Below are 20,867 nucleotides of genomic sequence, written 5' to 3'. Positions count from 1 at the left end.
ATGTTGATGATGGTATGGCTATTGTCATTAGCGTTATGCGTATTCGTCGTCTATTTAATTTACCGCAAGCGCCAGGAGGATGAGAACGGCTTGTTTCTGAAGCTGCTCGTATATTCCTTTATTGGCGCTTTTTCCTTAGGTTTGAACGACATTAAGCTACCCTTGGGCTTCTTCATCGGATTGTTTATCGTGGCAAGGCCTAATAAGCGGAATCGGAAGTCGAAGCAATACGCGCTTCTTTTCGGTCTGCTGCTCTACCTCTGGTCGCTTGCGGCGCCGGCTGCGGGGTAGCGACTCTGGATGAGTGCATCGCTGCCTGCGTTAGCGGCGATGCAGCTGCATCCAGTCAACGGCCCAGTCGATAAGCGGCCTTTGCTTGAGCAATCGAACGGAGGCGTCACCGAGCTTATGAATAGGGATGCCGTGCTGTTGCTCATACGCTAAGCCAAGCGGGACAAAATCGTCATCAACGACGGCTTGGGTACTGTAGGTCGTCCATCTTCGTCCATCGTTTGTCATGATAGCGCTGCTCTCGTCGACGAACCGCTTGGATGGAAAGCTCGCCCGCGTTTCGGCCAAGTGCAAGGACGTGTTTTTGTCATGGCCGACCCCGATAAGGAGCACGAAACCATCCAACTCGTAAAGCTTGGCGATCGGGGAGCCTTCGCCAAATATATTGTTTAAATCATGTTCCTTGGTTATGTATTCGGCGTGCTTGCCTATGGCCGCGAATGATCTGGCCGGATGATCGGAGCGATGGGCTTCCGGCCACTTTCTGAACATCTCGGCGACCGCGCCCATGCCGATGGCCGGCGTAATGTGTTTATCGTACGCGGGCCAGTTCTCCCTTATGATCGGCCACCATTCGGCCGGTTCTTCCCAGTGGACGCCGCTCTCGGGATCGAGATTTTTCCACGTTTGGGAAGGCATGATGAGCGTGCCTTCCTCTCCGACGATCTCAAGGAGCGCACGTATTAACGTTTCGGCCCCTCCTACGACAAAACCGATGCTGCTTAAGGACGTATGGACAATGATCGATTGTCCTTCCGCTACGCCGCAGTCTATCAATTGCCGGGTAAGCTGTTCCTTCGTTAGGATTGATCGAGCGGTGCTAGTTTCCTTCATGAATATAAGCTCCTCCATTCTTGAATTGGGCACAAAAAAAGACAACCCCTCTGGATTAGAGGGGTTGTCTCCGGTAGAGCCGGAAAAGCATTGCCCATAAATTGTATAAATAACTCTCGTATTTACCAGTATACGAGATATGGCGGAGCACGGCAACGGGATTATTGTAACCCGAAATCCTTGCCTAATCAGACCGCTGCCCCTAGAATAATAGAAGCACGCCATGCGCGGTCGCTGCTTCCCAAGTTATGGAGGCATGCGAGTACCTAATAGAAAGAAGCAGATGCAGCTATGGATATTTTCATACATATATTACTGACGAACGTGTTGCCGATGGGCATTATGATCGGTCTGGGCATCATTATCCAAAGGGCTTTCTCGCTCGATATTAAGACGTTGTCCAAGTTGAACTTCTATTTGTTCTCGCCTGCGATTATGTTCGATCTCCTCTATAAGACGGAAATTTCAGCTAAAGTCATTTATCAGGTGCTCGCCTTCTTCGTCGTCTTCATGGCGGCGCAATATATCATCGTAGAGGCGGTTGTGCGTGCCAGAGGCTATAAGCCAAGCATGAAAAGCGCGATGCGCAACAGCGTCTTGTTCTACAATAGCGCGAACTACGGCATACCGCTGAATCAATTGGCTTTCTCCGGCAACGAGAGAACGCTGGCCATTCAGGTGCTTATCATGATGATGCAATCGCTTGTGCCGAACACATACGGCATTTATAACGTTAACGCTCACAAAGCGGATATGCGGGCTATTATGAAGACGATTCTTTCTATGCCTATCATCTATATCATTCCGCTCGCCTTCCTTCTAAGAGGCTTCCACGTTCCGATTCCTGGACCGATCGCAACCCCGATCGACTATTTATCCAAGGCGTTCATCGGTACGGCGCTCATTACGCTAGGCGTACAGCTTGGCAATATGGAGTGGAAAATTAGCCGCTCGCTTGCGATCGACGTCAGCATATCCGGCATTCTTCGTCTCGTCGCGGGTCCGTTGCTCGCTTGGCTGATCGTATGGACGATGGGTCTCATTAAGCCGATGGAGCTTGACAAGCTGATGGCTGCGGCGCTGATCGTATCGTCGGCTGTTCCGACTTCGCTTAGCAGCGTTCTGCTGGCGGTAGAGTTCGACAATGAAGCCGAGTTCGCCTCGCAGTCGGTATTCGTATCTACTCTTATCAGTATGATTACCGTGACGGTCGTCATCTTCTTTTTGAATCTGGAAATATGATTAACACTCGCAATCGAAGCAACCAAGGGCAGCGTCCACACCCTTTGGCGGCTTCTTTTTTTGAATAAGTGGTTAAAAAAACACATGATAAGCTGGGAAATTCTTATTTATTTCCAATTTAAGCGATGATAGGATGTAATCAACAGGGATGGGAGAGGGGGAAGAGGGTCTAGCAAAACCTCTATTATGACATAAATATACAGCATTGTGACATGTATTTTGGTTAGTCGATCGTTTATACTTCAAGGGCGGCTATTTTAGCTTGTTGGATTACTAGAATAGGTTTAAAATGGAAACGACAATACTGAAAGCGTTTTATAGCAAAATAATGTCTAGTAATCTCGGAATGTGGAGGTAAGTAGAACGATGCAGGCTGCAACAGACGCTATGATTCATGCAAACGCTTTAAAACGTACCTTCGGAAAGGGTACAGGAGCCGTTACGGTATTGAAGGGTGTTGACCTACACATTCCTTCCGGCAAGCTGATTGCCTTCAAGGGCCGCTCTGGCTCGGGCAAAACGACGCTAATCAACCTGCTTAGCGCGCTTGATCGTCCGTCGGAAGGACAGATCCATTTTGCCGGGCGCGACCTGACGGCTATGTCCAATCGGGAACGTGATCAAGTGCGGCGAACGGAGATGGGACTGATCTTCCAGTCCTTCGCGCTCATTCCGTTAATGTCCGCTTACGAGAACGTCGAGTTTATATTGCGTGTATCAGGGTTTCCGGCGARCGGCCGCAAGGACGCAGCCGTGCAAGCGCTTGATCAAGTCGGCTTGAAGTCGCGCATGCACCATCGTCCTTTCGAAATGTCGGGCGGCGAGCAGCAGCGTACAGCTATCGCCAGGGCAATCGCTCATAAGCCGAAGCTGCTGCTTGCGGATGAGCCTACGGCCGAGCTGGATAGCCGAACGGGGTTGCAGATTATGAAGGTGTTCCGCGACCTGGTCGAGGACGCCGGAATGACGATTATTATGACGACGCACGACCCTGCCATTATGGAAATCGTTGATCATGTCTACGAATTGGAGGATGGACAAATTGTTGCAAAAGCTTAAACCTTTGCTAGGTATATCTTGTGCGCTATTGCTCGGCGCATCGTTAACGGGTTGCTCGCTGCTGCCTGCAGAGGAAGAGGCGCTGAAGCCGCCGCTCGTCAAGCCAGCCGAAGAAAACTACCGTACGGTGACCGTGGAGAAAGGCAGTATTTCTCAGGAAATAAACGGTAGCGGTAGTTTAGAGTCGACGAATACAGAGCTTGTCCAGTTCAATGGTCAAGGCGGAAGAGTTCTAAAGGTAAATGTTAATGCAGGCGATCAGGTCAAGAAGGGCGATGTGCTCATTCAATTGAACCTCGATGGACTCGATGTGCAGTTGAAGGAACTGGAGCTTGCGCTTGCAAAGACGAAGATATGGGTGAAGAATGCTACGTTAAATAACAATACGGATGATCAGAAGCTGGCTAGCTTGCAGCTCGAGATCGATACGATTAAGTATGAACGGCTTCTAAGCACGTTCAATAGCAAGCAGCTCGTTGCGGGTATGGACGGTCAAGTCACTTTCGTTGAGGAATTGAAGGAAGGGGATTATGTCGAGCCTTATCAAACGCTTGTCATTATTTCCGATCCGAATGAGTTGCGTGTAGCGCTTCGTGTCGAGGATGCGACTTCGATGAGCAGCGTAGACGTAGGCTACCCGGCACAAGTGATCTTCGGTTCGCAGACCATTGACGCGGAAGTCGTGCAAACGCCTTCATCTGCGCCGGAGACGCTCAATCCTCAGTTGCTGGAGCGGTATGCCAAGACCGTGTATATCAAAATGCCAACATTGCCGGAAGGCGCTAAGATCGGCTCATTAACGGACGTGAAGATCATCCTGCAGCACCGCGAGGATATATTGAAGATTCCGCGCAGCGGCTTGCGCAACTTCTTAGGAAGAACGTTCGTCCGGACGCTGGACGAGGACAATAAAGTACGTGAGATCKACGTCGAGACAGGCATTAAGGGATCGACAGAGATCGAAATTACGAAAGGTCTTGAAGAAGGGACTATCGTTGTATTGCAGTAACTTGCTGTGACGAAGAATGTAAGGTGAGAGACGGCTTTGCCGATGTAACACGGCGTTAGCCCGTGAACGCTTGTTTTTGTGGGAGGTTTTCGAGTGGCTTTGTTTGTCATGATATTACGCAAGATGGTCCAGAACAAGTGGCTCGTCGCAAGCTTATTCATCGGCTTGTTAATGTCCGTCGCCCTGGTCAGCAGCATGCCGATCTATTCGGAAGCGATTCTGTCCCGCATGCTCGTCAAGGACCTGGAGACGATGCAGACGAAGACGGGCACTTATCCCGGGACTCATTATTCCAAGTTGTTTTTCACGAAAGAAACGCCTGAGAAGATGAATCAAATTTACAACCGCGTCAGCAAGTTTATTAAGGAGGAAGGAGCTCCGGGCTTCCAGCTTCCTATTCAGGAAGTTGTCACCGACCTGCAATCGAAGTCGTTCAAGATCCGGCCTCAGAACGATCCCGAGCCGGATACGAAGCGTAACGTGAAGAGCGTGGCGCTTCGCTCCTTCACCGACTTTGAGAAACACATCAAGATTTCGGACGGGCGTATGCCTTCGGCGCAGCCGGTTGACGGCGTGTACGAGGTGCTGTTGACGGAGAGAGCGCTCATTCAGTATAAGACCGTCATTGATTCGATCTTCATTATTGAAGACGACAAAATAACGGCGCCGATCAAGCTGAAGGTCGTAGGCACGTTCGAGAAGCTTGCGGATGACGATGCTTACTTCAGAGATACCGACTTAAGCGACTTGACGAACAGCTTCGTCATCAATGATCAGTTCGCTTACCAACAGATGTTGAAGGACAACATTATCCCAATAGCAGGAGCAGGCTGGTTCATAGTCGTCGATTACTCGAAGATGGAGCTCCAGCATGTGAATGACTTCATTGCGACGAGCAACATGATTCGCGATACGATGCTCAAGAACGTGACGATGTACCAAATGGTATCCGAATCAAGGGCGCTTGAAGCGATCGCGACCTATATGGAGAGAGCCGAACAGTTGCGTACGCTTATGTGGTCGCTTAACGTTCCGGTACTCATTATGCTTGGTTTCTATATGTTCATGGTTTCGAACCTGATTGCAGATCGTCAAAAAAATGAAATTGCCGTATTGCGCAGCCGTGGCGCGGCAAGATGGCAGGTCGTTACCTCCTATGCCGTGGAGGGCTTGCTGCTAAGCGGGATTGCATTTGGCCTTGGGCCGTGGCTGGGCATGGTGCTCACAGAGGTGCTGGGCGCATCAAGCGGATTTTTGGAATTCGTGCAGCGGGTAAGACTGCCTGTTCGGGTAACGAATGAGGCTTACCAATACGGCGCGATCGCGGCAGGGGCATGCTTCGTCATTATGCTCATCCCGATTATTCTTGCGACAAGAGTAACGATTGTCGGTCACAAGCAGCAGATGGCAAGGCTGACGAAGTCGCCGCTATGGCACAAAATCTTTCTTGACGTCATTGCCATCGCATTGGCGCTGTATGGACTTAATACGTTCAAGAAAAGGCTTGCCGATCTTCAAAGCCTTGGTCTGAATGCTAGCGATCTGACGATCGATCCGCTGCAATTCGTCGTTCCTGCCTTATTCATCATGGGCGGCGGCTTGCTGCTGCTTCGACTGTACCCATGGGTACTGCGGCTTGTTTATTGGATCGGGAAGAAGTGGTGGCCGCCTTCGGTCTACGCGACGCTCATTCAGGTCGGGCGCTCAAGCAGCCAGTATCAATTTCTAATGATCTTCCTTATTATGACGATTGCAACGGGCGTGTTCAGCGCTTCGGCGGCAAGAACGATCAACAATAATACGGAAGACCGCATTCAATACGGCAATGGGGCGGAGATGGTGCTTACCCAGCAGTGGATCAACGATGCGCCGCCACCGCCACCGCCTGGCGCACCTTCGGGCGGTGCGGCGGCAACGGTAACGGATCCGGTCATTCATTACTTAGAGCCTTCATTCGATCCATTCACGAAGCTTCCGGGCGTTGAGCACGCAGCCAAAGTGTTCACGAAGAACGAAGCTGCTTTCTCCGTCAACGATCAATCGGGCGTAGCGAAGCTGATGGGCATCGATACGTTCGACTTTGGCAATACGACTTGGTTCAGAGACAGCTTGCTGGACTATCCGTTGAATGATTACTTAAATCTGATTGCCGCTGATCCTACGGCGGTCCTTATCTCAAGTACTCTGGCGAAGCAGAAGAATGTGAAGGCAGGCGACACGATCTGGGTAGGCTGGGAGGATGTGCCGCAGCAGCCGTTCAAGGTGTACGGCATTATCGAATACTTCCCGACGTTCAACCCGAACCCGCCGGTCGGCAGCGTCGACGCCAGCAAGGAAGAGTCGTTTACCAACGGTCCGATGCTTATCGTCGGCCATCTGCCTAGAATTCAGGTGCAGCTAGCGCTTGAGCCTTACGATGTGTGGATCAAGCTCGATACGGCAACGCCGACCGCCGAATTCTATGAAGGAATTACTGAACAGAAAATGTCGATTACGAAAATCGTCAACACGCGCGAGGAGCTGGCAACGGCCAAAAACGATCCGTTCCTAATGGCCCTTAACGGTGTATTGACGCTCGGCTTCGTGCTCTCGATTCTCGTCAGCTTCATCGGCTTCCTGTTGTATTGGGTGCTTTCCTTGCGCGGCCGCACGCTGCAGAACGGTATTCTGCGAGCGATTGGATTATCGCTTCGCCAGCTTATTACGATGCTGGCCGTGGAGCAGCTGTTCACGTCTGGCGTAGCCGTACTTATCGGCATTGGCATCGGCAACTTGGCGAGCAAGCTGTATGTGCCGAATTTCCAAATCGCGTTCAATCCGAGCAGTCTCGTTCCGCCTTTCAAAGTGATGTTCGAAGCTTCGGACTTGGTTCGTATTTATACGCTGGTCGGCATCATGCTCCTAGTAGGCCTCGTTATTCTAGCCTATATGCTGTCCCGTCTGCGTATTCATCAAGCGATCAAGCTAGGGGAGGACTAACGAGTGATTCATTGCGAGGGACTAGTGAAAATATACAAAGCGGCCGATTTGGAAGTGTTCGCGCTGCAAGGGCTTGATCTGCACGTCGAGAGCGGCGAGCTGATGGCGATTATCGGCAACAGCGGCAGCGGCAAGTCGACGCTGCTTAATATGCTGGGCGGTCTAGACCGCCCAACCGCCGGCAAGCTGATGGTCGACGGCAAAGACATGTTGAAGTTCAAGGAGAAGGATTTCGTCAAATACAAGCGGGAGAGCGTCGGCTTCGTCTGGCAGAACAACGCTCGAAACCTCATTCCGTACTTAACGGCGCAGGAGAACGTGGAACTGCCGATCCTGCTTACGGGTGCGCGCAAGCGCTGGCGGGCGAAGGAGCTGCTCGACGCGGTAGGCTTAAGCCACCGCGCCAACAATAAGCTGTATCAGCTCTCCGGAGGTGAACAGCAGCGGGTTGCCATTGCAATCGCGCTGGCTAACCATCCGAAGCTGCTGCTTGCCGATGAGCCTACCGGATCGGTGGATTCCAAGATGTCGAACCAAATCCTTGATCTGTTCCGCGAGCTCAATCGGACGATCGGCATTACGATCGTAATCGTCACGCATGATCCGGAGCTGGCGAAGAAGGTTGACCGCGTAGCGGCGATAAGAGATGGTAAAATCTCGTCCGAAATGCTGCGGAGACGCTCATACGCGGAAGAGCTTGCTGAGCTCGAAGAGGCTGAAGCAGAAGAAACGCATGTCGAGTATGCGATTCTTGACAAGGCTGGAAGGTTGCAGGTGCCTGCGGGCTACCTGGAATCGATCGGCGTCAAAAACTCGAATAAGCTGCGTCTGGAGTTGGGAGAAGGACGTATCGTCCTTCTGCCGCCGGAAGCGAAGGAAAAGGAATAATCCTAAGCGAAAACAATGGCAGTCAGGAGCTCGTGTTCGAGACTCTTGACTGCCATTGTTGCATTTATTCGTTATCAGCAAGCGGCTGCTGGGGCTGATCCTCTGGGGTAAGCTTCGTATAAAAAAGCTTGAAGACGATGTCTTGGCTGTAATTGCCGAATCCGTCGCCGAACAGCGTGACGCCGCCGATATGGTTGGCGTCCTCCAGCACGGCAATTTGGAACGTCCAGTTTTTGCTGCGGATATCGATGTCGTTGATCGTCACGTTCGACAGCTTGACCCCGTCCATATAAGTGCCGTCTCGCCGGATGAAGAGCCGCTTAAGCAGTCCGTACTGGTTGACCTCTTCGAACCACCAAGACGGGTTAAGCTTGCCTTTGCCGCCGAAGTCCGAGGGGCTTGTCCACATGCCTACATTCACGTCATTGAATATGAATGTAATATCGGACGGCCAGTTCCGGTTCGTAAAGGGTGCTTCCGACGATATTTCCATCGATATTTCAAGCTCTTCCGGCTGCTCGCTGTGGAGTAGAAAGTTCGGCAGCTTGTATTCGATATAACCTTGCGTGAACCATAATATTTTGGCATGGACCCGCTCGGGATCGAGGAAATATCGCGGGTCGTCGAACAAGCCGATTACTTTCTCCGGCGTGCAGATGCCGCAGGTAGGAACGATATTGATATCGGTGTAGTGACCGATGGATACCTCGCTCCTTCTCGATTCGCGGGGAATGACCTCCTTATGCGGAAATTCAATCTCCAGGCCGTCCATCGCAAGCGAGCATACTTTCTGCGCCGCGCCGCCTTTGCCGGGCGTCATTTCGGACTTAATGATGTTCGCTTTCTCGAGCTTCTTGACATGCATCGTCATAATGGCGCTGCTTAGTCCAAGCGCTTCGGCAAGCTCGCGGATATTCATCGATTTCTTAGAAAGCAAATGGACGATTTGAATCCGAACATTGCTGGAGATTGCCTCGAAGATAGGCAGATGCTCTTCGGACAGTTCGATTTTCAATGGAATTCCTCCAAAAAAATGATATATTTGTCGGTAATAGGGCGTTTGAGTTTCGGTAGATCGATCCTCGATGGATGTAAGGAAACGCGAGGGGAACAGAAAGAGTGAGATTAGAACATAAAAACATTGACTTTTTGATAGCATAACTAATAATAAAATATATAACAAATTACTTACTAACTAATAAAGGGACGGTGTCCGTACGATATGAAGCTTGATCTCACAAACAAAACCGCATTAATAACAGGAGCGACCGGCGATCTGGGACGCGTGATGGCTAGAACGCTTGCCAAATGCGGAGCTAACATTGTTCTTCATTATAACAGTAACGAGATAAAGGCAAAAGAGCTTCAAAGGGAAATGTCGGAAATTGGCGTGCAGGCGCTCATCGTAAAGGCTGACGTGACGAGCGAGAAGCAAATGGGCGATATGAAGGACTATTTGGACGGGCAGGGCTGGCATGTCGATATCGTAGTCGCAAACGCCGTCATTCAATACGAGTGGACGAGCATTCTGAAGCAGGCAACGGCTGATTACGTCAGCCAGTTCGAATCATGCGTCATGCAAAGCGTTTATTTGGCTAAGGCGTTCGTGCCGGCAATGATCGAGCGCAAGCAAGGCCGCATGATCGGAATCAACACCGAGTGTGCGATGCAGAACTTCGCAGGGCAGTCGGCCTATACGGCTGGCAAGCGCGGCATGGACGGTATCTACCGCGTGCTTGCGAAGGAAGTCGGGGAGCACCAGATTACGGTCAATCAGATCGCGCCGGGCTGGACGATCAGCGACCGCGACCGGGAGAATCATACGGAGCATAGCGAGAGCTATGAACAGACGGTGCCGCTCAAGCGTAGAGGAACGGATCAGGAAATCGCCAATGCGGTTGCGTTCTTGGCATCCGATATGGCGAGCTTCATAACAGGCGCATACATCCCTGTGAACGGCGGAAACGTAATGCCGGCCATCTAACTTAACATCTAAGCAAAGCAACGGGGGAATCGAGCAATGAGGCTGAACAGGCGCTTCTGGCGCGTCGGGTCGATTTTTGGCGATATGAGAATGGAGCGCAAGCTGATAGTCGTCTTTCTGCTCGTTGTTACGCTGCCTTTAGCCTTCATTGGCTATATCTCTTATACGAATTATTCGCTGTCGATCGAGCAGAAGACGATTGTATACTCGACGAAAATGCTCGAAAACATGATGGTGCGGGTCGACGACTACATTGAGGATATGATACGCATCACTTCAATCCCGGCCTATCAGGACGATATAAAGCAAAATTTGATACGCTCAAACAGCTATTACGAGCAGCGCAAGCAGGCGGCTGGAGAAAGCGGCAAATCGATTCCTGAGGATTTCAATACGTTGCTATCCATTCAGCGGGGTATCGAAAGCAATATTTCTTTCATTAATACGATTAAGCGCGGCGCAAACTCAGTATATATTTTCGATCAGTTCGGCAATAGCTATTTCCAAGCGGCGGCGGGTGGCATCCGGTCTAACGTCAAGGAGAGCTACGACTACTGGCGCGAAGCGGTTGAGGCATCGGGAGGAGAGGCGATGCTGTTCAGCACGCAGAAGTATACGAGCAATCTGCAAAGCGAGAAATATGCGTTCTCGGTTGTCCGCAAGGTTATCGACAAGTCGCTTAAGCCGATCGGGGTCATTGCGGTTGACGCCAATATTAGCGTAATCGAGGACCAAATCATCGAGCTGGACAAGGTGACCAATGGCCAGTCGCTTATTATCGATGAGAGCGGCAACGTTATCTACGATAGCGACCGGCAGCGCATTTCGACCAACATTAAGGACGACCCTGCCGTCCTGCAAGCGGTCGGAGCCAAGGGCAGCTTTTACGATGAGCAAGAAGGCGTCAAGCGTCTTAACATTTATACAACATCCCCCAATACAAGCTGGAAAGTGATGACCTCCATACCGGTCAGCGAGCTGACGAAGGATGCGGTCGTCATTCGCAACGTGACCTGGATCGCTACCTTCATTACCATTCTGGTGGCGCTGCTCATCTCGACATTCTTTTCCTTCGCGCTTACGAACCCGCTGCGCAAGATGATGAGGCTTATGAAGACGGTGCAGGAAGGAGACTTCGACGTTCAGTTTCCGGTTAAGTCGCGCGATGAGGTCGGTCAGCTCGGCAATCAGTTCAATCGGATGATCGTGCGCATCAGTCAACTCATTAGCGATATCTACGAGATGGAGACGAAGAAGAAGGAAGCGGAGCTTCAAGCGCTGCAGAGCCAGATCAATCCGCATTTTATGTACAATAGTTTGGAATCGATCCGAATGGCTGCAGAGCTGAACGACGATCAGGTGGCCGCTGATATGATATCCATATTAGGCAAGCTGCTCCGCTACAGCATAAGCGATCTGCATGAAGAGGTGACGCTGTCGAGAGAATTCGGCCATGTTCGGAACTACGTAGAGCTGCTGAATTACCGATATCCGAACCGGTTCGTCCTCGAATGCGGCTTGGATAAGCCATTGGAGCAATATCCGATCATTAAGCTTGTGCTGCAGCCTATCGTGGAAAATGCGATCTATCATGGCATGGACGACTCCAAGCCGCTCATGACGATTGCTCTGCATGTTGAGGTGACGATGCAGGGGATGCTTGTCCACATTAAGGACGACGGCGTCGGCATGGATGACGATACGCTCGAGCGGCTTAACCGTTCGCTCGCAGGCGGCGATGAGGTCGTGTCTATACGCACGTCCGGAGGCATCGGACTCAAGAACGTGAATGAACGAATTAAGCTCCATTACGGCATCAGCTATGGACTGAAAGTGTACAGCCAGCTAGGGCACGGTACGGAAGTCGTGCTGCAGCTTCCATTTGAACCTGGGAGAGAAGCGGAATGAATAAATACGCTCTTCTGTTCGTTATCTCAATATTATTAGGCGTATTCATTACAGGATGCGGGCAAGGCACATCCGGCAATCCGGACAATATTGCCCCAACCGACAAGTCGAAGACAGAGACGGAGCCCGTTACTCTTCAGGTGCTGACCAATCGCGTCGATTTGATCGAGAACGGCGTATTCCAGCAATATGCCGATGACTTCGCCAAGCTGCATCCGGGTGTCACGGTCAAGTTCGAAGGCATTACCAATTATGCCAGCGACATTATGGTCAGGCTGTCGACGCGGACGATCGGCGACGTGCTGCTAGTGCCGAACAGCATTAAGAATGAGGCGCTGCCTGATTATTTTGAACCGCTCAGCATGGATTTGTTCGAGAATGTACGGTTCGCCGATTTCAAGGCCTATAGCGGCCAGCGGTACGGCATTGCGACTGGCGCATCGACGTCAGGAATCGTCTACAACAAAGAAGCGTTCAAGCTGGCAGGCATTTCGAAAGTACCAACGACGCTGGATGAGTTCTATGCGGCATGCGAGAAGCTGAAGCAAGCTGGCGTCGTGCCCGTCTTCCTGAACTATGGCGCGCAGTGGCCGCTCATGACATGGGGGGAGGATCTCGTCAGCTACATGACGGGCAACCCGGAGTATTTGAACGAAATGGTATTGACCGATGAGCCGTGGACGATCGACAATGCTTGGGGTCAAGCGATTACGATCGTTAAGACGCTTATAGATAAAGGGTATGTCGAGGAGCAGCTGCTGTCCAACCAGTGGGAAGCTTCCAAGCGCGAGCTTGCCGAGGGCCATGCGGGCATGTATCTGATGGGTAATTGGGTCATTAATCAGGTCATCGCTGCCGGCGCGGATGCGGAGGACATCGGGTTATTCCCATTCCCTTACGACAATAGCGAGAAGCGGTTCGCACCGCTAAGTCCCGACTGGTTCGTAGGCGTCAGCAAGTTCAGCGCGAACAAGGAGCTGGCCGAGGCTTGGGTCGATTATTTCGTTCATGAATCAGGATACGTGGACGATTCCGGCTTCTTGCCCGTCGATAATTCGAAGGATCCGATGCTGCCGCAATTCAAGGAGTTCCTGTCGTTCAACATCGAGTTCTTGGAGAAGAGCGTCCCGAATGATACTCTGCTCGAAATTGCCTCCGCCGCTCAGATGACGTTCTGGTCCGGCGATTACATTCAGGAATGGATTGCGGCTCCTAGCCTGCAATCGGCATTCGACGAGTACAACAAGCGCTGGAAAGAAGCGCGCAACATATCAAAAAGTTAGGTGGAGCATAACCGATGTCAAAGAAGGTAACTATGCAGCAAATCGCCGATCACTTAGGCGTATCAAAGTTTGTCGTATCCAAAGCGCTTTCGGGCAAGGGGGGCGTTAGCGACGCCACGAAGGAGCGGGTGATCAGTGCTGCATCCCAGCTCGGGTATTTTGCCCAAAAGAATGCATACGTGAAGTCGATGAACTTGGAGCAGCTGCCTAAGGTGCCGGCTTCTGGCAAACAATCGGTGCTCGTCCTTATGCCGAATATCCGCTTTCAGACGAAGGAGTCGCTTTATTGGGGGCGGATCCTCGACGGTATCTCTACCTGCTTGGAAGAGGATCGCCTCGGCATGGTGATCGTATCGGAGCAAAGCGTCGAGCATTTCCTTCATTTTCTGAACCCGAACGGTATTCTAGGACTGGTCGGCGTAGGTGAAATCTCGACGTCGCTGCTCCTTGAGGTGCATCGAATCGGCTTGCCGATGGTGCTGGTCGATCATGAGGATATGCTTATTCCAAGCGATGCGGTATTCGCCAACAACTTCGAGAGCATGTACCGCCTGACGAAGAATCTAATCGGCATCGGCCATAGGCAGCTCTGTTTCGTAGGCGATATCCGATATTCGCGCAGCTTCCAGGACCGTTTCCTGGGCTTCCGCAATGCGATTGAGGAGCAGGAGGGCGCCGAGCAGCAGCGCGATGATTATTTGCTAAGAGTTGAAGGATATGAGCATGAGGCGTTCGAGGAGCAGATTAAGCAGTGGGCCATGAAGCGCAAGAAGCTTCGCAAGCTTCCATCCGCGCTCATATGCGCCAATGATATGATCGCCATCGGCGCGGTCAAGGCCCTGCAGGAGCTTGGCATATCCGTGCCTAACGACATCTCCGTTACAGGCTTCGATAATATCGAAGACTCTTATCGGATGGAACCGGCGCTGACGACCGTGCATGTGCCGAAGGAGGCGCTCGGAAGGCGCGCGGTCGAGCGATTGATGGAACGAATCGTGAAGAAGGGAGCGCCGATCGAGAAAATATTGCTCTCGAGCGAGCTGCTGTATCGCGATTCGACTGCGCATGTGAAGAGCGGAGTGAAGCAGCAGTAGTTGTTGTAGCTGCTGCACGGAAAAACAGTGTTGGCTATGAAGCAGCTACTTCGGCCAACACTGTTTTTTGCATACGGCGCTATAAAGGCATTTTGGGCAAGTAATGTAGGATTTGCGCAATAACTGCTTCATTTAGATTGATTTAGGGCCACTAATAAAGCGGTTTTGGCAATATAGCCAAAAATCGGCTGAATAGTTTGATGAAATGCCGCTATACGCAGACCTTTTCACCATTTACTCTTTTTAGTTCGACGAAATGCCGTTACGAGCTTAGCGATCGCGGTCTCGTTCACGCTCACGCTCTTTTTTCTTCTGCTTATCGTTTTTGTCTGATTTTTTATTGTCGTCTTTATTTTCCTTGTTCCTATCTCGTTTCTCTTTATTCTTTTCTTTATTTTTGGTTGGTTTGTCCGAATTAGACTCCTTTTTCTCTTCCTTCTGTTTCTTGCCCCACATATCGGAAGGCGCGGGCGGAAAGGCCAGCACAGGCTCATCCTTGAGCGCTTGCTCCATTAAAGCTTGGAATACGGCAGCCGCCGCCTTCGAAGTTGTCGTTAAATAATGCGTACTGTCGCTATGGTCGTAGCCTAACCACACAGCCCCTACAAGTTGCGGCGTATAACCGACGAACCAGTTATCCTTGGCCCCTTGCTCGGTTGCTCCCGACATTTGGGTCGTACCCGATTTGCCGGCAACCGGGCGTCCCTGCAATGCAGCGGCGGTGCCTGTTCCCTCTTGAATGACACCTTCGAGCATGGCGGTTATCGTCCGAGCAATTCCGGGCTCCGTTACCTGCGTGCCTTCCGGCTTAGCAGCCTCGGCTAGCAGAACGCCGTCTGCGGATTCGATACGCGTTATCGAATGTGCCTGCATCTTCACGCCATCATTAGCGAATACGCCGAACGCTTCCGCCATTTGCATCGGAGATACGCCTTCATGCAGACCRCCAAGCGCAAGACCGAGCGTTCGATCCTCCGGGGTCAATGGGATGCCGAAGCGACCGGCCGCATCCAGACCTTTGTCAATGCCGAGCTCGTTCAACAGCTTAACAGCTGGGATGTTATAAGAGTTAATGAGCGCTTCGTACAGCGTAACGTTCCCGTGATAGCCCCCGCCGGCATTTTGCGGTTCATAACCTCCAATATTGATCGGCTCGTCAACGATTGTATCCATCGGACGATAGCCCGCTTCCAATGCCGGCGTATAGACGGCGATCGGCTTGATCGTAGAGCCAGGCTGGCGCTTAAGCTGCGAAGCGCGGTTAAAGCCGCGGAACGGTTGATCGCCTCTGCCGCCTATGAGCGCTCTAATTCCGCCTGTTCTCGGGTCAATCAAAGATGCGCCGCTCTGGATCAATTGATCTTCCGTGCTTTGCGGGAACAACGACTCCTCCGCATACACTTGCTCGGCTGCTTGCTGCATGTCTTGATCCAACTCGGTGTAGATACGAAGCCCGCCGAGGAGCACTTCATTTTCCGATAAGCCGTACTGCGTCATTGCTTCACGAATCATTTGATCCACGTAATATGGAAACCGGATATCGTCGACGCGGTTAGGCTTAGCGCTTAATAATGTAACCGGCTCCTTGACCGCTTCATTGTAAGTGTTGGCGTCGATGAAAGCTTGCTCCTTCATCTGTTCCAGAACAAGGTTCCGCCGCTCCGTGGCTTTCTCTAAATGTTTATACGGTGTAAGTGCCGAAGGCGCTTTAATAAGACCGGCCAGCAAAGCTGCCTCGGCGACGGTCAACTGATCGGCCTCTTTGCCGAAATAGGTGTATGCCGCCCGTTTAATTCCCCAGGCTCCTTCTCCGTAATAAATTTGGTTCAGATACATTTCCATGATACGTTCCTTGCTGTAGTTTTCCTCGATTTTTTTGGCCAAAAGCACTTCGTTCCATTTCCGCGACCATGTTCGCTCTTGAGACAAAAATACATTTTTCGCAAGCTGCTGCGTAATCGTGCTCCCGCCTTGCATCGTACCGCCCGCTGATACATTCGTCCAAAAAGCGCGTCCGATTGCCCGCACGTCCATGCCGTCATGCGTTAGAAACCGCTTGTCTTCGATGGCAATAACCGCATGGACGAGATGGGCAGGAATACTTGCGTAATCTATTTCCTCTATTTTATTAAACGATATTCGGCTCGCTTCCTTGCCGTCCTTGTCATAAACGATGGTCGCAGCCGGAAGAGGAGTCTCCAACTGACCAATATCCTGAGCGCCGACGAGCAGCCGGAAAGCTACCCATGCGGCTACAGCCATCATAAAGATAACCAAAAACAAAACGGTTACGATGTTAATGACCTTTTTTCTTGTGTATGTTTTTTTCTTTACTGTCTCCATCCCTGTTCCCCCATGATCGTATTCATCCTGTATTTCATCCTTTATACCTTTCGGGAGGGGGACCGATTTTTAGTACGTTCGGCAGGGGGAGGGGACGAGTAGCTGTAAATTGGCGTGAATGGGAGAACTTTCATAATTCCATATTGGAGGGCTCGTTGCACAATGTGCAACGAGGACTTGTAGAAGCGCCGTGTAGAGGATGATCAGTTGCATAAAGTGCAGCGAAAGGTTGAGGGGGGCATTTAGGTTGCTATGGAGCGAAGCGGGGGTGAAGCTGGGGTGGGCATCAACGGACCGTTAAGAAACGGGACGGAGCAGCTAATAGAGCTGATCCCTCCCAGTCCGATTAAGCTCGTTAAGTTTTATTCCATAGCTTGCGATAGGTGCCGTCTGTGAGCATCAGCAATTGCTCGTGGTCGCCTTGCTCGGTGATTAAGCCGTTCTCCATGACGATAATGGAGTCTGCGTCCTGCACGGTCGTCAGCCGGTGGGCGATGACGAGCAGCGTGCTTCCCTGCAGCAGTGTGCGTTTGCGAACACTGTCCATCACGTAGCGCTCCGTATCGGTGTCGAGCGCCGAGGTGGCCTCGTCAAAGATCCAGATGGGCCGCGCTGAGAGCATGGCGCGGGCGATGGCCAGCCGCTGCTTCTGTCCGCCGCTTAAAGAACTGCCATGCTCCTTCAATGGCGTATCGTAGCCGTCCGGCAGAGCCATGATGAAATCATGAGCGGCTGCGGCAACGGCTGCATCAACGAGATCGGAATCTGAAGCATTCGGCTTGCCGACGAGCAAATTATCGCGGATCGTACCCGCGAACAGATACGGGGATTGGGGAACATAAGCGACGAATTGCCTTGCGAATTCCGCATGGTGGCTTGAATTCGCACCGCAAATGGATACTTCACCCTCGTCGGGAAATAACAGCCCCGCGCCAAGCTTGGCAGCTGTTGACTTGCCGGACCCGCTTGGTCCAACGATAGCGGTGAATGAACCGGGACGCAGCTCCAGGTTGAAGCGCTGCAGCAAAGGTTGACCGGCTGCGGACATGTCGGCATTGGTGTTTGAATCGGTTGTTTGTTGATCGGTATGAACGCCTGCATGCTCATCGTAACGAAACGATACGTTGCTCCAGCGTATGTCATGCTGCTGCTTGCCGCTGAAGCTATCGACGGCATGGCTAGGCTCTTTCTTCGCCCCCCAAAGGGCGGATATACGTGCTGTCTGCCCTAAGTTCTGCTGTACCTCGCCCCACATTCTGCCGATATTGACGAGCGGATTGTAGATCCTCCAGACGAGCACGAAGAAGGCCATCAACGCGCCGATCTGAAGCTTTCCTTGTACGGCTAGCCAAGCGACTGCGAGTACAGAACCCCAGGTGAGAAGAAGGGAGAGCGAGACGGTGAGTCCGTTCACAAGCTCGTTCCACCACATGCGCTGCATATACAGCCTGTTCAACTTATGGCGTTCCTCCACGAAGCGGTCCATCATCCAGCCTTCGGCGCCGAAGGCGCGCAGTGTCTCCATGCCTTGCAGCGCATCCTGCTGGCATTGCCGCACGGCAGCTTCCTGCTCCGCTACGGCAAGGCCGATGACGCCGAGCCTTCTGCGAAGCAAGTGGCTGCCAACAATGCCAATCGGCATAAGGATGAACAGTGCCAAAGCAATCTCCCATTGCAGCCACAGCATATAGATGGCGGCGAGCACAAGCATAATCGCTTGGCTGCCGATGCCGTGGAACAAGGTGGAGAGAATCCAGCTTGTTCGGTCTCCATCGGCCCATATCCGCTGGGCCAGGTCGGCGGAGTGCGATGCCGAGGCGTCTTGCAGCGGCAGCCGTTGCGCTTCGTCGGCGAGCTCTAGACTAACGTCGCGTTGAAGTGCGCTCATACTATTTTGCTTATAGTAGAATCCAAGAATAGTGAGACCGAGAAGGACGATCACGATAATGGTAGAAATGATCATTAGATTGTTAATATAGGTTAACTGTCCTAGCTCTAGTCGGTTATAGTATATTTCCATCAGCAGTGGAACGAGCAGCATGACAACCGTTTCGCCGAGGGTTAAGATGACCGACGCTGTAAAAGGAACTTTCCCTTTGCCCAGCTTCGACCACAGCAAAGCAATAAGCTGCCTGAGCGTTGGTGTTGTACGTAATGGGATTGGTGAATTCATCGGGCCATACTCTCCTCTCGCAGGTCGGACCAGTCGCCCGCTTTGACAAGCGCAGCGTACTTGCCGCCTAACTGCAGCAACCCGGCATGCGTCCCGCTCTCTATGATGCTGCCATTTTCCATATAAACGATACAATCCGCGTCCTCAACGGTTGATAGCCGATGTGCCGCTACGAGTACGGTTCTTCCTTGCATTACGCTTTGAAGCGCATCCTGCATGAGACGCTCGTTAATGCCGTCCAATGCCGAGGTAGGCTCATCCAGCAGCAAAATACGAGGATTGCGCAAATACGCTCTTGCCAGTGCCAAACGTTGCCGCTCGCCTCCGGATAATCGCTGTCCTCTCTCTCCAAGACGGGTTGCATACCCCTCAGGCTGCGCCTCTATAAAAGGATGGGCGTTTGCGTAGTGAGCCGCCTCGGCAATCTCTTCATCCGTAGCGTCCAGTCGGCCGATGCGGATATTATCCATGACTGTTGCATCGAATAGCGCGGCGTCCTGAGGGACATAGGCGGTTAGCCGTCTCCACGACTCAGCGTTGCGTTCGTTCAGGTCATGTGCACCATATCGAATCGTTCCCGAAGAAGGGGAATGAAGACCGAGAATGAGCTTAATGAGAGAACTCTTGCCGCTCCCGCTAGGACCGACAATGGCAGTAACCTGACCTTGCCGAATGGTGAGCGAGAGTTGATTAAGGACAATGTCTTGATCGTTGTAGGCGAATGTGACTTGATCCAAGACGATATCGCCCTGCTGAGGCAAGGCGGCATCCATAACGGTTGCAGCTTCTGCCTCGGCAGGATCGATCATCTCATAGACTCGCTTTGCATGTGCGACGGAGTCCGAGACGGAGGACCAAGTCTGAATAAGATGCGCAAGAGGGAAAACGAGCCGTTCATACGACAACATGAAAGCGGCTATGGCGCCGACGGCGAGGCTCCCATTAACGACCATCGAAGCTCCCATGCTGAATATATACACTTGGCCAAGCCAAAAACCGATAAACACAGCCCAGCCGTTCACAGCGCGCAGCAGCTCGGTTCGCAGCCAACGATGCCTTGTCGTCTCGACCTTGTCTCTCCACGCTTTGTTGAAGGAAGGGCGAAGTCCATAGCTGCGGACAACCTCAGCGCCTTGCAATTGATCGAGCAGCATAGCGTCGCGCTCGCCATGCCCCTCGTTCGTCTTGTCCTGCCATCTGCGTATCGGCTTCGCAAGCATATTGCTKAGCAGCGGAAGCAGCAAGGCGACGACGATCGCTCCGGCCATCAGCTCCCAAGACAGAATCGTTAAGTAGACGAATAGGAACAAAATTGAAAGGACGTTGTGAATGAGCTCGGGGATACGTTTATTGATTCCCTCCTGCGCGGTCGGTGCGGAGCTATTGAGCCGCTGAAGCTTATCGCCCGTATGCCATTTCATATAACGAGAGAGCTTCATTGTAAAAAGCCCGCCAAGCAGTCCTCGCTGCATATCGAGCGTGGTACGATTGCTTAGCCGCTGATTGAGCAGCGCTTGCAGGAATGAGACGGCAACCTCGATAACGAACAGGGAGCCGAACCAAATCGAGGCTTGCAGCAAGCCGTCCATATTGAGCTGCGAAGTCGCGTCGAACAATAGGCGCATCGCTTCGGCCCAGCCGACAGGTAGCAACGATGCAACTAGAACGATGGCAATGATGCCTAAGTAGGCGAGCCAGTAGGCTTTGGCCCAGCGCAGCATTTTAAGTACTACCAATATAGGCTTATCTAACTCTGTAGCTTGCTCTTGGGTGGTCAATA

At 52.0% G+C, this 20,867-nt stretch carries 15 protein-coding genes; 10 read left to right on the top strand and 5 right to left on the bottom strand.

Annotated elements, in window-relative coordinates; genetic code table 11:
* Nucleotides 1-291 carry a hypothetical protein gene (locus tag AB4Z33_RS02155; protein ID WP_442048312.1) on the top strand — a complete coding sequence of 97 codons (291 nt, stop codon included), beginning with the start codon at nt 1-3 and terminating at the stop codon, nt 289-291.
* Between the two features lie 30 nt (nt 292-321).
* On the opposite strand, the gene AB4Z33_RS02150 is transcribed toward AB4Z33_RS02155, so the two are convergent.
* Nucleotides 322-1,125, bottom strand: coding sequence for an aminoglycoside N(3)-acetyltransferase (locus tag AB4Z33_RS02150; protein ID WP_442048311.1), 804 nt, complete (start codon nt 1,123-1,125; stop codon nt 322-324).
* 291 nt (nt 1,126-1,416) lie between these two features.
* Here AB4Z33_RS02150 and AB4Z33_RS02145 point away from each other — a divergent pair, with 291 nt between their 5' ends.
* The 5 genes from AB4Z33_RS02145 (at nt 1,417) to AB4Z33_RS02125 (ending at nt 8,302) form a co-directional block, all read left to right on the top strand.
* Complete coding sequence (locus AB4Z33_RS02145; RefSeq protein ID WP_442048310.1) at nt 1,417-2,367, top strand: AEC family transporter; 951 nt, start codon at nt 1,417-1,419, stop codon at nt 2,365-2,367.
* 366 nt (nt 2,368-2,733) lie between these two features.
* Nucleotides 2,734-3,426 carry an ABC transporter ATP-binding protein gene (locus AB4Z33_RS02140; RefSeq protein ID WP_442048309.1) on the top strand — a complete coding sequence of 231 codons (693 nt, stop codon included), beginning with the start codon at nt 2,734-2,736 and terminating at the stop codon, nt 3,424-3,426.
* Nucleotides 3,401-4,435, top strand: coding sequence for an efflux RND transporter periplasmic adaptor subunit (locus tag AB4Z33_RS02135; RefSeq protein WP_442048308.1), 1,035 nt, complete (start codon nt 3,401-3,403; stop codon nt 4,433-4,435). The genes AB4Z33_RS02140 and AB4Z33_RS02135 overlap by 26 nt, the downstream gene beginning before the upstream one ends.
* 93 nt (nt 4,436-4,528) lie before the next feature.
* Nucleotides 4,529-7,414: an FtsX-like permease family protein gene (locus tag AB4Z33_RS02130; RefSeq protein WP_442048307.1), complete on the top strand. Its 2,886-nt coding sequence runs from the start codon at nt 4,529-4,531 to the stop codon at nt 7,412-7,414.
* A gap of 3 nt (nt 7,415-7,417) precedes the next feature.
* A complete protein-coding gene (locus AB4Z33_RS02125; RefSeq protein WP_442048306.1) occupies nt 7,418-8,302 on the top strand; it encodes an ABC transporter ATP-binding protein in 885 nt (294 codons plus the stop codon).
* A 64-nt stretch (nt 8,303-8,366) separates the two neighbouring features.
* Here the strand turns inward: AB4Z33_RS02125 and AB4Z33_RS02120 are convergent, their stop codons facing one another.
* A complete protein-coding gene (locus AB4Z33_RS02120; RefSeq protein WP_442048305.1) occupies nt 8,367-9,317 on the bottom strand; it encodes an ArsR/SmtB family transcription factor in 951 nt (316 codons plus the stop codon).
* 207 nt (nt 9,318-9,524) lie between these two features.
* Here AB4Z33_RS02120 and AB4Z33_RS02115 point away from each other — a divergent pair, with 207 nt between their 5' ends.
* Genes AB4Z33_RS02115 through AB4Z33_RS02100 form a run of 4 tightly spaced genes read left to right on the top strand, consistent with a single transcriptional unit; the run spans nt 9,525 to nt 14,571 of the window.
* Entirely contained in the window at nt 9,525-10,286 is a 762-nt protein-coding gene (locus AB4Z33_RS02115; protein WP_442048304.1) for an SDR family NAD(P)-dependent oxidoreductase, read from the top strand.
* Between the two features lie 36 nt (nt 10,287-10,322).
* Complete coding sequence (locus AB4Z33_RS02110) at nt 10,323-12,194, top strand: cache domain-containing sensor histidine kinase (protein ID WP_442048303.1); 1,872 nt, start codon at nt 10,323-10,325, stop codon at nt 12,192-12,194.
* Nucleotides 12,191-13,477: an ABC transporter substrate-binding protein gene (locus AB4Z33_RS02105; protein WP_442048302.1), complete on the top strand. Its 1,287-nt coding sequence runs from the start codon at nt 12,191-12,193 to the stop codon at nt 13,475-13,477. Before AB4Z33_RS02110 ends, AB4Z33_RS02105 begins: the two co-directional genes overlap by 4 nt.
* Before the next feature lie 14 nt (nt 13,478-13,491).
* A complete protein-coding gene (locus tag AB4Z33_RS02100) occupies nt 13,492-14,571 on the top strand; it encodes a LacI family DNA-binding transcriptional regulator (RefSeq protein ID WP_442048301.1) in 1,080 nt (359 codons plus the stop codon).
* Nucleotides 14,572-14,841: 270 nt separating this feature from the next.
* On the opposite strand, the gene AB4Z33_RS02095 is transcribed toward AB4Z33_RS02100, so the two are convergent.
* The 3 genes from AB4Z33_RS02095 to AB4Z33_RS02085 all read right to left on the bottom strand — a co-directional run bounded on the left by AB4Z33_RS02095 (nt 14,842) and on the right by AB4Z33_RS02085 (nt 20,865).
* Nucleotides 14,842-16,914, bottom strand: a complete 2,073-nt coding sequence (locus AB4Z33_RS02095) for a transglycosylase domain-containing protein (protein ID WP_442048300.1) — start codon at nt 16,912-16,914, stop codon at nt 14,842-14,844.
* 355 nt (nt 16,915-17,269) lie between these two features.
* Entirely contained in the window at nt 17,270-19,087 is a 1,818-nt protein-coding gene (locus AB4Z33_RS02090; protein WP_442048299.1) for an ABC transporter ATP-binding protein, read from the bottom strand.
* On the bottom strand, nt 19,084-20,865 hold the full coding sequence (locus AB4Z33_RS02085) for an ABC transporter ATP-binding protein (RefSeq protein ID WP_442048298.1): 1,782 nt from the start codon (nt 20,863-20,865) through the stop codon (nt 19,084-19,086). Before AB4Z33_RS02085 ends, AB4Z33_RS02090 begins: the two co-directional genes overlap by 4 nt.
* Nucleotides 20,866-20,867: the final 2 nt, after the last annotated feature.

This window comes from Paenibacillus sp. 2TAB19 (genome assembly GCF_052115185.1).
In the GTDB taxonomy this organism is placed as follows: Bacteria; Bacillota; Bacilli; order Paenibacillales; family Paenibacillaceae; genus Pristimantibacillus.
Note: the sequence above shows the minus strand (reverse complement) of the source record. Positions and strands in the feature narration are given on the sequence as shown.

Bases quoted from the DNA above. Each gene is read 5' to 3' on its own strand.
- AB4Z33_RS02090 (WP_442048299.1), bottom strand. From the start codon at position 19,087: ATGAATTCACCAATCCCATTACGTACAACACCAACGCTCAGGCAGCTT.
- AB4Z33_RS02115 (WP_442048304.1), top strand. From the start codon at position 9,525: ATGAAGCTTGATCTCACAAACAAAACCGCATTAATAACAGGAGCGACC.
- AB4Z33_RS02100 (WP_442048301.1), top strand. From the start codon at position 13,492: ATGTCAAAGAAGGTAACTATGCAGCAAATCGCCGATCACTTAGGCGTA.
- AB4Z33_RS02145 (WP_442048310.1), top strand. From the start codon at position 1,417: ATGGATATTTTCATACATATATTACTGACGAACGTGTTGCCGATGGGC.
- AB4Z33_RS02105 (WP_442048302.1), top strand. From the start codon at position 12,191: ATGAATAAATACGCTCTTCTGTTCGTTATCTCAATATTATTAGGCGTA.
- AB4Z33_RS02150 (WP_442048311.1), bottom strand. From the start codon at position 1,125: ATGAAGGAAACTAGCACCGCTCGATCAATCCTAACGAAGGAACAGCTT.
- AB4Z33_RS02110 (WP_442048303.1), top strand. From the start codon at position 10,323: ATGAGGCTGAACAGGCGCTTCTGGCGCGTCGGGTCGATTTTTGGCGAT.
- AB4Z33_RS02155 (WP_442048312.1), top strand. From the start codon at position 1: ATGTTGATGATGGTATGGCTATTGTCATTAGCGTTATGCGTATTCGTC.